General features: G+C 73.0%; 14 protein-coding genes. 2 read left to right on the top strand and 12 right to left on the bottom strand.

All coding sequences use genetic code 11. The features are described 5' to 3' along the window. Nucleotides 1-146: 146 nt before the first annotated feature. Nucleotides 147-428, bottom strand: coding sequence for an acylphosphatase (locus tag IF61_RS0127980; RefSeq protein ID WP_030369318.1), 282 nt, complete (start codon nt 426-428; stop codon nt 147-149). Nucleotides 429-726: 298 nt separating this feature from the next. On the opposite strand from IF61_RS0127980, the gene IF61_RS0127975 reads away from it, so the two are divergent. Then, nucleotides 727-1,632: a CAP domain-containing protein gene (locus tag IF61_RS0127975; protein WP_245684647.1), complete on the top strand. Its 906-nt coding sequence runs from the start codon at nt 727-729 to the stop codon at nt 1,630-1,632. A gap of 88 nt (nt 1,633-1,720) precedes the next feature. Here IF61_RS0127975 and mutM read toward each other — a convergent pair whose 3' ends face one another. The 9 genes from mutM to IF61_RS0127930 all read right to left on the bottom strand — a co-directional run bounded on the left by mutM (nt 1,721) and on the right by IF61_RS0127930 (nt 11,431). Further along, nucleotides 1,721-2,608 (bottom strand): bifunctional DNA-formamidopyrimidine glycosylase/DNA-(apurinic or apyrimidinic site) lyase, encoded by an 888-nt coding sequence (gene mutM / locus IF61_RS0127970; RefSeq protein WP_030369316.1) that lies wholly within the window; start codon nt 2,606-2,608, stop codon nt 1,721-1,723. Between the two features lie 156 nt (nt 2,609-2,764). After that, complete coding sequence (gene rnc / locus IF61_RS0127965) at nt 2,765-3,619, bottom strand: ribonuclease III (protein ID WP_030369315.1); 855 nt, start codon at nt 3,617-3,619, stop codon at nt 2,765-2,767. Nucleotides 3,620-3,638: 19 nt separating this feature from the next. Continuing rightward, on the bottom strand, nt 3,639-3,812 hold the full coding sequence (gene rpmF, locus IF61_RS0127960; protein WP_015657589.1) for a 50S ribosomal protein L32: 174 nt from the start codon (nt 3,810-3,812) through the stop codon (nt 3,639-3,641). Nucleotides 3,813-3,814: 2 nt separating this feature from the next. After that, nucleotides 3,815-4,411: a YceD family protein gene (locus IF61_RS0127955; protein ID WP_211264948.1), complete on the bottom strand. Its 597-nt coding sequence runs from the start codon at nt 4,409-4,411 to the stop codon at nt 3,815-3,817. A gap of 214 nt (nt 4,412-4,625) precedes the next feature. Then, the gene (locus tag IF61_RS0127950; protein ID WP_030369313.1) at nt 4,626-5,741 is read right to left on the bottom strand and encodes a F0F1 ATP synthase subunit B; all 1,116 of its coding nucleotides are present in this window, start codon (nt 5,739-5,741) and stop codon (nt 4,626-4,628) included. Nucleotides 5,742-5,838: 97 nt separating this feature from the next. Beyond that, nucleotides 5,839-6,348 (bottom strand): pantetheine-phosphate adenylyltransferase, encoded by a 510-nt coding sequence (gene coaD, locus IF61_RS0127945; RefSeq protein ID WP_030369312.1) that lies wholly within the window; start codon nt 6,346-6,348, stop codon nt 5,839-5,841. Beyond that, entirely contained in the window at nt 6,345-6,944 is a 600-nt protein-coding gene (gene rsmD / locus IF61_RS0127940; RefSeq protein ID WP_030369311.1) for a 16S rRNA (guanine(966)-N(2))-methyltransferase RsmD, read from the bottom strand. Before rsmD ends, coaD begins: the two co-directional genes overlap by 4 nt. A 216-nt stretch (nt 6,945-7,160) precedes the next feature. Further along, entirely contained in the window at nt 7,161-9,413 is a 2,253-nt protein-coding gene (recG, locus tag IF61_RS0127935) for an ATP-dependent DNA helicase RecG (RefSeq protein ID WP_030369310.1), read from the bottom strand. A gap of 71 nt (nt 9,414-9,484) precedes the next feature. Further along, a complete protein-coding gene (locus IF61_RS0127930; RefSeq protein WP_030369309.1) occupies nt 9,485-11,431 on the bottom strand; it encodes a DAK2 domain-containing protein in 1,947 nt (648 codons plus the stop codon). Nucleotides 11,432-11,724: 293 nt separating this feature from the next. Here IF61_RS0127930 and rpmB point away from each other — a divergent pair, with 293 nt between their 5' ends. After that, nucleotides 11,725-11,910: a 50S ribosomal protein L28 gene (gene rpmB, locus IF61_RS34735; protein ID WP_078660562.1), complete on the top strand. Its 186-nt coding sequence runs from the start codon at nt 11,725-11,727 to the stop codon at nt 11,908-11,910. Nucleotides 11,911-12,106: 196 nt separating this feature from the next. Here rpmB and thiD read toward each other — a convergent pair whose 3' ends face one another. Then, nucleotides 12,107-12,898, bottom strand: a complete 792-nt coding sequence (thiD, locus tag IF61_RS0127925; protein WP_030369308.1) for a bifunctional hydroxymethylpyrimidine kinase/phosphomethylpyrimidine kinase — start codon at nt 12,896-12,898, stop codon at nt 12,107-12,109. A gap of 173 nt (nt 12,899-13,071) precedes the next feature. Then, nucleotides 13,072-14,043 (bottom strand): thiamine-phosphate kinase, encoded by a 972-nt coding sequence (locus IF61_RS0127920; RefSeq protein ID WP_030369307.1) that lies wholly within the window; start codon nt 14,041-14,043, stop codon nt 13,072-13,074. Nucleotides 14,044-14,128 lie beyond the last annotated feature (85 nt).

Genomic DNA, 14,128 nt, shown 5'->3' with positions numbered 1-14,128 from the left:
GCCAGCGGCATATCACTAAGGTCATCGCGGCCCTTCACACCCGTTCTTCACGGCCCCCGCGCGCCCCTCCCGGTCCCCTCCTGATCCCCTCCCGATCCCGTCCTGGACGGTTTTCCGTTTTCCGAACCGTTATACCGGCGGACCCATCAGCGGATCTCGAACCCGTCATATCCGCCCCGCGGGTCACCCCAGATCTCGGTGACCCCGTCCACCCGCCCGGGCGTGTCGCCCGTCCGCAACCAATCGAGCAGAAGTTCGCATCCCTCGCGCGAGCCTTCCGCGACGATCTGGACCCGGCCGTCGGAGAGATTCGACGCGAAGCCGGCCAGCGCTCCGATCCGCAAAGCGTTCTCCCGCGCGAACCACCGGAAGCCGACACCTTGCACATGTCCACGGACCCACGCCGTGAGACGGACATTCTCGTTCATGTCTGCACGCTAACCGGCCAATTGCATAATCAGCACTTCGACCCCTCATCTATTGCCGTACAGTCGCCGGTCGACAGGTCGCCCCGTACGAGTGACGCACACCGAGCCGAACACGTAAGGAAGGCAGCGGATGGGTCGCCACCGACGCTCTGGCCCGCGGACCGCAGGCAGCCCCGTCCCCGCTCCCCCGGCAGCCGGGGGGACGCACGGCGCCCCGGAGTCCGGCCCCCCTGACGAACCCGGCGGCCCGGCGGCCGGGTCACGGCCCCCGGGCTCCCGTCGGCCAGCCCGCAGCCGGGTGAGGACACCGGTACGGACGGGCCTGCTGGGCGCGTCCGCCGCGATGGCCATGGGCGTGGTCGCCATGACCTCCGGTCTCTTCTCCGGCGGCGGCACCCTCCAGCTCGGCAGTGACGGCAGCGGGGACCGGCAGGTGCGCACGGACGAGCCGCCCGTCGAGTTCGCTCTGCCGGACGGCGCCGGGCCCGGCCGGGGGCAACCGCACGTGAGCCGCAATGCCGAGCGGCCCCATGCGCCCCGGGCGGACACCGCGGCGCCCGTGGCCGCCTCGGCGCCGGCCGCACCGTCCGCGCCTGCCACGCCCTCGGCAGCGCCTTCCGCCACCGCTCCCGGCCCCGGGGAGCCGCATGAGGCGGGCACCGGCTCCGAGGACCCGCGTGGGGCGCCCCCCGCCGACGCCCCGGACGACAACGGCACGGACCCTTCGGCCCGCGCACAGGCACAGGCACAGGCCCAAGACCAGGCCCAGGCCGCCGGTCATGCGCAGCTGACGGGCCGGGAGAGCGCGGCCGAACAGGCCAGCATGTACCCGGCGATGGCACAGCAGTTGCTCGCCCTGGTCAATCAGGAGCGCGCCAAGGCGGGCTGCCGGCCTCTGCGGGCAAGCGCCCAACTGACGAGGCTCGCCCAGTCGTTCAGTGACGACATGGCGCAACGGGGATTCTTCAGCCACACGGACCCGGACGGCCGCACCCCCTGGGACCGGGCGGCCAAGCACGGCATCCGGAACCTGGGCGGGGAGAACATCGCCCGGGGCCATCCCGACGCCCGCGCCGTCATGGAGGCCTGGATGCACAGCGCAGGGCACCGCGCGAACATCCTCAACGGCGAGTACCGGACGCTCGGCATCGGGCTGAACACCAGCGGGAGCGGCCCCTGGTGGACGCAGGACTTCGGCTACTGACGGGGCTTCCCGCCACCGGCCGGCCACCGAAGTCTCGCGCGCCCCGGCACCCGGGGGTGCGCGCCGCGGCCCTTCCGGCCTGGCGCTGCTAGGCGGCGTGCGGGCGCGGGGGGCGCTGGCAGCGGGGGCAGAAGTAGCTGGAGCGGTTCATCCAGGGGCAGCGGCGCATGGCGGTACCGCAGCGGCGGCACGGCTCGTCCTCGCGCCCGTACGCGTCCAGCGAGCGGTCGAAGTAGCCGGACTCTCCGTTCACATTGACGTAGAGGCTGTCGAAGCTGGTGCCGCCGACGGCGAGGGCCTCGTTCATGACCTCGCGGATGTGCGTGAGCAGCTCGGCGCTGCGCGGCCGGGTCAGGGTCGCGGTGGGGCGGTCGTAGTGCAGCCTGGAGCGCCACAGCGCCTCGTCGGCGTAAATGTTGCCGACCCCGCTGATCAGTGACTGGTCGAGCAGGGCGCGCTTGATGGTCGTACGGCGCCGGCGCAGGGCCGCGTGGAAGGCCGCCTCGTCGAAGGCGGGGTCCAGGGGGTCGCGGGCGATGTGCGCGATGACGTCGGGGAGCCCCTCGGGGTCCCCGGGCACCGTGTCGTGCAGGGAGAGCCCGCCGAAAGTGCGTTGGTCGACGAAGCGCAGCTCCGTGCCGGCGTCGTCGGCGAAGCGGATACGGATGCGCAGGTGCTTCTCGTCGGGGGCCTCATGCGGCTGGACGAGGAGCTGGCCGCTCATCCCGAGGTGGGCGAGGATCGCACGGTCGGGCCCCGTAGGGCCCTGCGTCTCCAGAGGCAGCCACAAGTACTTGCCGCGCCGACTGGCCGTGCCGAGGCGGCGGCCGGTGAGCTGGGCGGCGAAGTCGCCGGGACCGGCGAGGTGCCGGCGGATGGCGCGGGGGTGGAGTACGTCGACGGCGGCCACGGTGCGGCCGCAGACCCAGCGCTCCAGGCCGCGGCGTACGACCTCGACCTCGGGCAGTTCGGGCACGGTGCTCCTCCAGCGCATGGGGCGGCCGCGCATGAGGCGGCCGGTACTCCGGATGCCGGTACTTACGTACGGGCGGCTGCTCGCGTACGGCGGCACATTCGCCGAACGCCGGGCGGGCCTGGAGTCAGGCCCGCCCGGCGTTCGGGGACGTGTGCGTCAGGATGCGGTGCCGGCCTCGGGGGCCTCGGCCCCGGCCTGCTCCACGGCTTCGGCCTTGGCGGCCTCGGCCTTCCCGGCGTCGGCCGGCTGTGCGGCCTCGGCCTTCTTGGCGGCAGCAGCGCGAGCTTCGGCCGCCTCGTGGATGGCGCGCCAGGCGGCCTCGGCCGCCTGCTGCTCCGCTTCCTTCTTGCTGCGGCCGGTGCCGGTGCCGTACGCGACACCACCGACGCGGGCAGCAGCCGTGAAGGTCTTCTCGTGGTCGGGACCGGTCTCGGAGACCAGGTACTCGGGCACGCCGAGTCCCTCCGTCGCGGTCAGCTCCTGGAGGCTGGTCTTCCAGTCCAGGCCGGCGCCGAGATTCGAGGACTTTTCGATCAGGGGATCGAAGAGCCGGTGGACGAGCTCGGCAGCGGCCTCCAGGCCCTGGTCGAGGTAGACCGCACCGATCACCGCTTCAAGGGTGTCCGCGAGGATGGACGCCTTGTTGCGGCCGCCCGTGCCCTCTTCACCGCGGCCGAGCCGGATGAAGGAGCCGAGGTCGAGCCCGCGGCCGACCTCCGCCAGTGCACGGGAGTTGACCACCGCGGCCCGCAGCTTGGCCAGCTGACCCTCGGGCAGGTCGGGGTGGATGCGGTAGAGCGTGTCCGTGACCACGAGGCCCAGCACGGAGTCCCCGAGGAACTCCAGGCGCTCGTTGGTCGGCAGACCGCCGTTCTCGTACGCGTAGGAACGGTGGGTCAGCGCACGCACCAGAAGGGCGGTCTCGAGTCTGTACCCGAGCCGCCCTTCCAGAAGCGTGTGAGACGAGGCCGTGTCCGCCGGCGCCCTCTTCGGCGTAGTGGCGTCTGACATGAAGCCTGTCACCCGCCGATCAGACCTCGAGGACCTGGCGCTTGTTGTAGGTGCCGCAGCTCGGGCACGCGATGTGCTGCTGCTTCGGCTCGTGGCAGCGCTCGCACGCCACCAGGGGGGTGACCGCAGCCTTCCACTGCGACCGGCGGTGGCGCGTGTTGCTGCGCGACATCTTCCGCTTCGGAACAGCCACGGCTACTTCTCCTGTGAGTCATCCCCGACGGAGCGGGGTGCGTTGTCCTTCTCGCCGTCCTGGTCGGAACCGGCGAGTCCCTGCAGTGCCGCCCAACGAATGTCGACGGTCTCGTGGTGGTGGTCCGGGTCGTCCGCCAGCCGTGCGCCGCATTCGGAGCACAGGCCGGGGCAGTCTTCCTGGCACACCGGCTGCAGCGGCAGTGCGAGCACCACCGCGTCACGCAGCACGGGTTCGAGGTCGAACAAGTCGGCCTCGAGAAAGAGCATGTCCTCTTCGTCTTCCTCGGCGTCGTCGCCGGTATCCGCGGGGCGGCTCCGGTCATCGGCGTCGGGGTAGGAGTACATCTCCTGGAAGTCCACTTCGAGCTCTCGCTCGAGCGGCTCCAGACACCTTACGCACTCCCCGGTGAGCGGTGCACGGGCGGTGCCTGTGACAAGCACCCCTTCCATGACCGACTCCAGTCGGAGGTCGAGCTCGACGGTCGCGCCCTCGGCCACGGAGATGACCTCGATACCGAGGTGATCGGGGGCCGGGACGGAGCGGGAGAGCCGCTTCAGCGCACCGGGACGCCGGCCCAGCTCACGTGTGTCGAACACGAGAGGGGAACGGTGATCGAGGCGGGCGTTCAGGGCTTCCTGCTTTCTACGCTGCGGTAACGGCGGCCCTGCGGCCGCAGGGGACGCGGGCAGCCGAGATCGCGAATGCACACGCGACCGAAGAGCCAGGATACTGGACGGGTCGCTGTAGACCCAATCGGCCTCCGGGCGCAGCCGATCAGGCACCGGTGGGCGCCCGTGGGGCGGCCCGCGGTCAGCGGCCCTGCTCGTACCGGCGGAGCTGCTCCAGATCGATCATCGACGTGTCGAAGAGGCTCGTCTCGTCCAGGGCTCCGCCCGCGTGGGGCGGACCCGCGGCGGGCTGGTGCTGCTGGGGCGCGTAGGCGCCCTGGGCGGCCCCGTAGCCGTCGTTCGGGGAGTGGGCGGGCCAGGCGTAGGGGTCGGCCTGCTGGTAGCCGCTCTGGACCGCGTACGGGTCCGGCTGGTGCCCGTGGGAGCCGCTGTCCGTCCCGTACTGCTGCTGGTAGGTGTACGGGTCCGGCTGGTAGGCCTGAGGCTCGTAGTAGCCCTCGTAGCCGCCCGCATGGGGCGCGGCATGAGGCGCCCCGTGCGCGGCTGCCGCCGGCTCCGGTGCGGCCGGCGCCTGGGGCGCGGCCAGTCCGGCGAGGAAGTCGGCGTCGCTGGTGGGGTGGGCGGTGCGGAGGCCGTCCTGGGCCGCCATGTGGGCGCCCAGCTCGTCGGCGGGGCGGGCGCCGAGGAGCTTCTCGCGACCGCGGCCGACGGCCTCCAGCGTCTTGCTCAGGACCGCCGAGACGGCGCCCAGCTTGGCGTCGACGTAGGCATCGGCCTGCTGCCGCTGGACCCGGGGGTCGGAGCTGGGCTCCGGGGCGTCCCCGCCGGGGTCGCCCTGGCCGCCGCCCTCCTCCGTGCGGCCGAGGAGCTTCTCGCGGCCCCGGTCGACGGATCCGATGGTCTTGGTGAGGACGACCTCGAAGTTGGCGAGCTTGCTGTCGACGTAGTCGTCGGCCTCGGTGCGGACCTCCTCGGCCTGCCGGCGGGCCTCGGCGAGGATGCGGTCGGCCTCCTCCTGGGACTGCCGGGCGACCTCGGTGTCGGAGATCAGCGAACCGCGGTGGGCCCGCGCGGACTCGATGATCCGCTCGGCCTCCTCGCGGGCCTCGGCGACCAGCTGCTCGCGGTCGCCGACGACCTCCTGCGCGCGGGCGAGCGCGCCGGGCAGCCCGGCACGGAGCTCCTCGAGGAGGGCGAGCAGCTCGGCGCGGTTGATGACGCATGAGGCGGACATCGGCATAGACCGTGCGGCGGTGACGGTCGCGACGATCTCGTCGAGCTTCTTCTGGACGTCCACCGGGCGCTCGCCACTTTCTTCTGCCGGACGACACGAACGGGGACGACTGTACGGGCAGTCGGGCCCCGCCCGACAGCCGCCGGCGGAGGGGTGGGCGTCAGCGCTCGCCGAGGCGTTCGGTGAGCGCCTCCAGCACCAGCGGGGGCACCAGGTGGGAGACGTCGCCGCCCCAGGCGGCGACCTCCTTGACCAGGCTGGACGACAAGAAGCTGTACGTCGGGTTGGTGGGGACGAACAGGGTCTCGACGCCCGAGAGCCCGTTGTTCATCTGGGCCATCTGCAGCTCGTAGTCGAAGTCGCTGACCGCCCGCAGCCCCTTGACGATGGCGGGGATGTCGCGTTGCTTGCAGAAGTCGACGAGCAGGCCGTGGAAGGCCTCCACCTTCACGTTCCCGTACTCGGCCGTGACCTGGCGGAGCAGGTCTATCCGCTCCTCGACCGTGAACAGGCCCTGCTTCGACTTGTTGATCATCACTGCGACGTGGACGACGTCGTACAGCCTGGAAGCGCGGGCGATGATGTCGAGGTGTCCATTGGTGACGGGGTCGAACGACCCCGGACAGACGGCGCGGCGCAACGGTGTCTCCTCGCTCTCCGGTCCATTCATGACGCGCGGGGAGATGTCTCTTCGGCGCACGTCGAGGCGGCGCGACCGTACCAAAGCGTTCCCTCGCCGTAACGGCGGGCCCTCAGTGCCTCGAAACCGTCCGGCCAGGGGAATTCCCCGCCTCTGGTGCTGCGCTCCACGGTGGCCAGCGCCTCGTCCGCAAGCCACCCTCCGGTACGGAGTGTGAGGAGAATCTCGCGGAGAGCCTCGTCGGTGACGGCGTAGGGCGGGTCCAGGAAGATCACGTCGTACGGGGCGGAGGGCGCGGGGCCGGCGACGATCTGCTCGGCCTTGCCGGCGCGGACCTCGGCGCCGGGGAGGCCGAGGGTGCGGACGTTCTCCCGGATGGTGCGCACCGCGCGGGTGTCGGACTCCACCAGCAGGACGTGCGCGGCGCCGCGGGAGAGCGCCTCCAGGCCGACCGCGCCCGAGCCGCCGTACAGGTCGAGGACGCGGGTGCCGTGGAGGGTGCCCAGGAGGGACTCCAGGGTGGAGAACAGGCCCTCGCGCGCCCGGTCGGAGGTCGGGCGGGTGCCGGTGCCGGGTGGCACGGCGAGGCGGCGTCCGCCGGCGGTGCCGGCGATCACGCGGGTCATGGGGTCCTCGGTCCTTCGCGACGGTGTGACGGAGCGGCGGCGGCCTGACAGTCGGCCGGTCGGGGCGCCGCCCCTTCAGCCTAGGGCGTCGGTGCCCGGCGGGCGCCTCCGCGGGGCCCTTGACGTGGGGCTCCGCGGAGGCTTGAGGCCACTGGTCCGCCGGTCCGCCGCGGCGAGCGGCCTCCGCGGGCCCCCAGTCGTGCCTCAGGCCGTGCCTCAGCCCTTGTCCAGGTACTGCTCGCGCTCCTCGTCCAGCAGGGCGTCCAAGGCTGTGCGCAGCTCGGGGAGCCCTGCCAGCTCCGGATCGGCGGCTACGACCGCAGCGGCCTCTTCGCGGGCTGCGGCGATGATCTCCTCGTCGTCGATGACGGTGAGCATGCGCAGGGACGAGCGCACGCCGGACTGGGCCTGGCCGAGGACATCACCCTCGCGGCGCTGTTCGAGGTCGATGCGGGACAGCTCGAAGCCGTCGAGCGTGCCCGCGACGGCGGCGAGCCGCGCGCGGGCGGGGCTCGCCTCGGGGGCGTCGGTGACGAGCAGGCACAGGCCCGGGGCGGATCCGCGCCCCACGCGGCCGCGCAGCTGGTGGAGCTGGGAGACCCCGAACCGGTCCGCGTCCATGATCACCATGACCGTGGAGTTGGGCACGTTCACACCGACCTCGATGACGGTCGTGGCGACCAGGACATCCACCTCCCCGGCGGCGAAGCGGCGCATCACGTCGTCCTTCGCGTCGGGCTGCATGCGGCCGTGCAGCACCTCCACGCGCAGCCCCTTCAGGGGCCCCTTGGTGAGCTGCTCGGTGACGTCCACGACGGCGAGGGGCGGGCGCCGCTCGCCGTCCGCCTCCGCGGCGGCCTTCTCCGGGTCGCTCTTGGAGCTGCCGGAGCGGCCCTTCGCGGCCGTCTTGGTGCCGTTCTCCTCCCCCAGGTCGTCGCCGATGCGGGGGCAGACCACGTACGCCTGGTGCCCGCCCTCGATCTCCTCGCGGACGCGCTCCCAGGTGCGCGCCAGGAAGTGGGGCTTGTCCTTAGCGGGCACCACGTGGGTGGCGATGGGCGAGCGGCCGGCCGGCAGCTGGTCCAGGACGGAGGTCTCCAGGTCGCCGAAGACGGTCATGGCGACGGTGCGCGGGATGGGGGTCGCCGTCATCACCAGGAGGTGCGGCGGTTGCTTGCCCTTGGAGCGGAGGGCGTCGCGCTGCTCGACGCCGAAGCGGTGCTGCTCGTCCACGACGACCAGGCCGAGGTCGTGGAACTGCACCTTGTCCTCGATGAGGGCGTGGGTGCCGATGACGATGCCGGCTTCGCCGGTGACGAGGTCGAGCAGCGCCTGCCGCCGGGCCGCCATCCCCATGGAGCCCGTGAGCAGCACGACCTTGGTGCCGCGCTCGGCGCCGCCGAGCATGCCGCCCTCGGCGAGCTCCCCCATCATCTCGACGACGGACCGGTGGTGCTGCTGGGCGAGCACTTCGGTGGGGGCGAGCATGGCGGCCTGGCCGCCCGCGTCGACGACGCCCAGCATGGCGCGCAGCGCCACCATGGTCTTGCCGGAGCCGACCTCTCCCTGGAGGAGGCGGTGCATGGGGTGCTCGGTGGCCAGGTCGTCGAAGATCTCCGCGGAGACGGTGCGCTGGCCCTCGGTGAGGGTGAAGGGCAGCTTGGCGTCGAAGGCGTCGAGGATGCCGCCGGCCACGGGTTTGCGGGCGACGGCGGGCAGCTGGGAGTCGGCGTGCCGGCGGCGGGCGAGGGCGACCTGGAGGACGAACGCCTCGTCCCACTTCAGGCGGGCCCTGGCGTCCTCGATGTCGGCCTTGGTGCGGGGCCGGTGGACCTTGCGGAAGGCGTCGGGGAGCTCGGCGAGGCCGCGGCCGTCGCGCAGCGACGGGGGCAGCGGGTCGGTGAGGCCCTGCCACTGCTCGGCCTCGAAGAGGTCCAGCAGGGTGTCGACGGCCTTGGTGAGCTTCCACGACTGGAACTGCTTGCAGGCGGGGTAGATCGGCAGCAGGCGGCCCGCGAAGGCCTCGGCGGCGCCGGCGCCGCTGTCGCGGTCCAGGAGCTCGTAGTCGGGGTGGAGGAGCTGGCGGGTGCGGTTGAAGACGGAGACCTTGCCGGCGAACATGCCGCGGCGGCCCGGGATCAGCTCCTTCTCCCGCGCGTAGGCGCCGCGGCCGAAGAAGACGAGCGTCAGGGAGCCGCTGCCGTCGGTGACCACGACCTCCAGGCGGACGCCCTTGCCGTGGTTGAAGGTCTTCATGGCGGCCTTGGCGACCTGGGCGACGACGGTGACGTGCTCGTCCAGCGGCAGGTCAGCGAGGCGGGTCAGCTCACCGCGCTCGGCGTAGCGGCGCGGGTAGTGGTGCAGCAGATCGCCGGCCGTGTGCAGGTCGAGGTGCTCGGCCATCACCTTCGCGGTGCTGCCGCCGAGGATCTTCTTCAGGGGTTCGTGAAGCGCGGGCACGGGTCCCATTGCACACCACGGCACTGACAGGCCGCGTCACGCGGCGCCGTCCGCCGCCGTCCGGGCCGGTGCCGGCGGGGTCATTCGATGCCGATGAGCAGCGGGGGCGCCTGCTGCCCGCCCCGGTAGACGACCGTGTCGACTGCGAGGTGCACGCCCCGTACGTGCCGCTCCAGGCGGTCGGCGACGGCGTTGGGGACGTCCGCGCCGAGGACAAGGGTGACCATCTCGCCGCCCGCGGCGAGCATGCGGTCGAGGACCGTGGCGGCGGTGACGGCGAGGTCGGAGCCGATGACGGCCACGTCGCCGTCGATGAGGCCGAGCACGTCTCCGGCCTGGCAGACGCCGGCCATGGTCCAGGCCTGTCGTTCGGCGACGGCGAGCTCGGCGTAGCGGGTGGCGCCCGCGGCGGAGGTCATCGCGACGACGTCCTCGTCGAAGCGGCGTGCGGGCTCGTGGACGGCGAGCGCCGCGATGCCCTGGACGGCGGCGCGGGTGGGGATGAGGGCGACGCGAATGCCCGCGGCCCGGGCCTGCTCGGCGGCTGCGGCCGCGGCGTGCTGGAGTTCGGGGTCGTTGGGCAGCAGGACGACTTCGCGCGCGTTGGCGCGCCGGATGGCGTCGACGAGCTCGCCGCTGGCGGGGGGCTCCCCGGGGCGGGCGGCGACGACGGTGGCGCCGGCGTCGGTGCACAGCATGGCGAGGCCTTCGCCGGGGACGACCGCCACGACGGCGCGCTGGGCGGGTTCGCGGGTACGGGCCGCGGCCGGTGCTCCGGTGGCTGCTGCGGTGTCGCCGGAGCCGGAGCCGGCGAAGTGCGTGATGCGGATGCGGTGGGGGCGGCCCGCGTCGATGCCCGCCTCGACGGCGGCTCCGGCGTCGTCCACGTGGACGTGGACGTTCCACAGGCCGTCGCCGCCGACGACGACGAGGGAGTCGCCCATGGCGTCGAGCCGGGTGCGGAGGCGGGGGATGGCGGCGTCGTCGGCGTCGAGGAGGTAGATGACCTCGAAGGCGGGGGCGGTGCTGCCCGGGGCGGTGGTGGGGCAGGGCACGGGGCCGTGGGCCGGGGCCTCGTGCCGGGCCTCATGCGGGACCTCGGCATGAGGCCGGGTGTGCTCGGCGGGCTGCCGGTACGGGGCGGCGGGGCGCGTCCACGCGCGCGTGCCGCGCGGGCCCCACGGGGCCGCTTCTCCCGACAGGGTTCGGGCGAGAGCACCGATCACCTCGACGAGGCCCAGGCCGCCGGAATCAACAACTCCGGCCCGGCCGAGGACGTCGAGCTGACCGGGGGTCATCGCGAGGGCGGAACGGGCGGCCTCGTCCGCGGCGCGGGCCACGGCGGCGCTGTCGCCCTGCGCGCCGGCGGCGGCGTCCGCCGCTGCTGCGGCGACGGTGAGGATGGTGCCTTCGACGGGGCGGGCGACGCCTTCGTAGGCGGACTCCACGGCTCGCCGCAGAGCGCGGCGCAGTCGTTCGGCGTCGGGGGTGGCGGGGTGCCCCGTGCAGGTGTCGGCGGGGGGCATGGGGCGGGCCTCGTGCGGGCCGGCTCCGTGCCCGGCGGCGGAGCCCTCTGCGGTTACGGCGCCGCTCCCCGCCTCATGGGGACGGCTCCCCCCTTCATGGGGACGGCCCGCGGGGGGCCCGCCGGCATGAGGCCCGCCCCCGGCCTCCGCGCTATCCGCGTCCCTCGCCTCTACCGCCAGGACCTCGGCCATGCCGCGCAGCAGCTGGGCCAGGATCGTGCCGGAGTTTCCGCGCGCGCCTATGAGGGCGCCGTGCGCCATGGCGCGGACGGCGTCGGGGAGCGTGGGGCGGGAGGCGGGGCCCGTGGTGGCGTGGCCGTCGAAGACCGCGTCGACGGCCCGGGCGGCGGATTCGACGGTCAGGTACAGGTTCGTGCCCGTGTCGCCGTCCGGGACGGGATAGACGTTGATGGCGTCGATCTCCTCGCGGGCCCGCCCCAGTGCGTCGAGGGCCAGCGCGCACCAGGTGCGTACCGCAGCGGCGTCGAGCGTGTGCGGCACGTGTGTCCTCCTCGGACTCCCTGGGGCTGTGGAACGGTGATCGCAGACTAGCCCCGGGGCGGGTCCCGGCGGGAAGGCGGGCGGCCGGGGGGCGGGACGACAGGTCACAGCCCGGGCAGCCATGGTAGTTTCGTTGAACGGGAGCAGTCGTTGTATGCTGCTCCGGTTGCCTGATGAAAATCAGGCCATCCCCCCTGGTAATGCCGGTCACTACAGATTTCGGCACGCAGGGATTTTCCGTACGTGCCTGTCGTCTCCGCGTGAGCGGGGGTGACCCGTCTTTGGAGTAACCCGTGGCTGCCAACTGCGACGTCTGCGGCAAGGGGCCGGGCTTCGGCAACGCTATTTCGCACTCGCACCGCCGTACCCCCCGTCGTTGGAACCCCAACATCCAGCGGGTGCGTGCTGTGGTCGGTGGGACGCCGAAGCGGCTCAACGTCTGCACCTCGTGCATCAAGGCCGACAAGGTCTCGCGCTAAGCGAGTGCTGTCCCCGCGCAAGCGGGGGAAGCCGGTCTCGCTGTGACGTTATGTCGTGGCGCAGCCCATCCGGTTGCCTTGAGAGCCGGTCCACCTTACGGTGGGCCGGCTTTTTGCCGTACCCGGATCCGGATCGCGCCTCATGCGGCGCCGCGTCCCCCGGCACGGCGCTTCATGCCCTCCCGCGCGGCGTGCCCTACGGGCGCCAGCGCCACCCGTGGTCGACGGGCCCGATGCCGCCCCCCAGTGGGAAGCCGGCCGCGATGGCGCCCGTCACGTAGTCCTTGGCCGCCGTCACCGCCTCCGGCACCGTGTGCCCCTTGGCGAGGCCACTGGCGATCGCGCTCGCCAGCGTGCAGCCCGTCCCGTGCGTGTGCCGGTTGTCGTGGCGCGGGGCCCGCAGCCAGTGCTCCTCCGTGCCGTCGGTGAGCAGATCGACTGCGTCGCCTTCCAGGTGGCCACCCTTGATCAGTGCCCACCGGGGCCCGTAGGAGAGCACCGCGTCCGCCGCGCGCCTCATGCCGTCCTCCGAGGTGACCCGCAGCCCCGTAAGCCAGGCGACCTCGTCGAGGTTGGGGGTGGCGACGGTGGCGGCCGGCAGCAGCTTCGTGCGGACCGCGTCCAGGGCGGAGTCGGCGAGGAGCGCGTCGCCGTGCTTGGAGATGCCCACCGGGTCGACGACGACGGGGGCGGCGGTGCCGGCGAGGAGTTCGGCGACGGTCCGCACGAGTCCGGCCGAGGCGAGCATGCCGGTCTTGACGGCCTGGACGCCGATGTCGTCGACGACGCTGCGGTACTGGGCCCGCACGGCCTCTGCGGGCAGCTCCCAGGCCCCTTGCACGCCGTGGGAGTTCTGCGCGGTCACGGCGGTGAGCACGCTCATGCCGTGCACGCCGAGGGCGAGCATGGTCTTGAGGTCGGCCTGGATGCCCGCGCCGCCGCCGGAGTCGGATCCGGCGACGGTCAACACGCGTGGGGGTATCGGCATGGGGCCGAATCTACAGCGCCGTCCCCGCCTCATGCGGCAGCCCGCCTGAGGCACGGGACGGGCCGCACGAGGCGGGCCGCATGAGGCGGGCCGTCTCAGACAGGCCGTCTCAGGCAGGCCGCATGAGGCAGGTCGCATGAGGCGCTCCCCCGGGCGCCGCCCCCTCTTCCGCGCTACTCCCCCGGCTCCAGGTCCCCGAAGTGGTCCCAGCCGCTGGTCTTGTCCCACGGGGCGCCGTCCACCGTCACCTGGGGCAGGGCCGAGGGGCTGACGACCTCGCCGATGACCTTCCAGCGGGCGGGCAGCTTCACGTCCGGCGGGAAGGTCGCCACGATCGCGTGGTCCTCTCCCCCGGTCAGCACCCACTGCAGCGGGTCGACGCCGACGGCCTGCCCGATGTCCGACATCTGCGTGGGCACGTCGATGGCCGCCGTGCGCAGGTCGATCCGGACCTTGCTGGCCTCGGCGATGTGCCCGAGGTCGGCGACGAGGCCGTCGCTGACGTCCGTCATCGCGGTGGCACCGAGGCTCGCCGCGGCCGGGCCCGCGTGGTACGGGGGCTCGGGACGCCGGTGTGCCTCCACGAAGGCGCGGGGCGAGCGGAAGCCGCGGGCGAGCACCGCGAGGCCGGCGGCGGACCAGCCGAGCCATCCGGTGACAGCGACGACGTCGCCGGGCTGGGCGCCGGAGCGGGTGACCGGCTCGTGGTTGCGCAGGTCGCCGAGGGCGGTGATGGCGACGGTGATGGTGTCGCCGCGTACCACGTCGCCGCCGACGACGGCCGCGCCCGCGACCTGGCACTCGTCGCGGATGCCGTCCATGAGCTCGGTCGGCCAGGTGGCGGGGAGTTCGGCGGGGACGACCAGGCCGAGCAGGATCGCGGTGGGCACGGCGCCCATGGCCGCGATGTCGGCGAGGTTCTGCGCGGCGGCCTTGCGCCCGACGTCGTAGGCGGTCGACCAGTCGCGGCGGAAGTGCCGCCCTTCCAGAAGCACATCCGTACTGGCCACGACCCTGCGGTCGGGCGCAGCCACCACCGCGGCGTCGTCACCCGGCCCGAGCCGGACCGCAGGGGTGGTGGTGAGCCGGGAAGTAAGCTCTCTGATGAGCCCGAACTCCCCCAACTCGCCCACGGTGCCTTTCACTGAGCTCCTCCTAGGAGTATCGGTTGTGACATACGCCGCGCCGCGCAGGCAGCGCGGGTCTCCCCGCGCCGTGCGGCGACGCGGT

This window comes from Streptomyces roseoverticillatus, from assembly GCF_000719265.1.
Classification (GTDB): Bacteria; Actinomycetota; Actinomycetes; order Streptomycetales; family Streptomycetaceae; genus Streptomyces; species Streptomyces roseoverticillatus.
The sequence above is the reverse complement of the archived record's forward strand: the minus strand, read 5'-3'. Positions and strand labels throughout refer to the sequence as shown.

What these genes read in the sequence shown, in the direction of transcription:
- IF61_RS0127980 (WP_030369318.1), bottom strand. Translation starts at nt 428, where the DNA reads ATGAACGAGAATGTCCGTCTCACGGCGTGGGTCCGTGGACATGTGCAA.
- rnc (WP_030369315.1), bottom strand. Translation starts at nt 3,619, where the DNA reads ATGTCAGACGCCACTACGCCGAAGAGGGCGCCGGCGGACACGGCCTCG.
- coaD (WP_030369312.1), bottom strand. Translation starts at nt 6,348, where the DNA reads ATGAATGGACCGGAGAGCGAGGAGACACCGTTGCGCCGCGCCGTCTGT.
- rsmD (WP_030369311.1), bottom strand. Translation starts at nt 6,944, where the DNA reads ATGACCCGCGTGATCGCCGGCACCGCCGGCGGACGCCGCCTCGCCGTG.
- recG (WP_030369310.1), bottom strand. Translation starts at nt 9,413, where the DNA reads ATGGGACCCGTGCCCGCGCTTCACGAACCCCTGAAGAAGATCCTCGGC.
- thiD (WP_030369308.1), bottom strand. Translation starts at nt 12,898, where the DNA reads ATGCCGATACCCCCACGCGTGTTGACCGTCGCCGGATCCGACTCCGGC.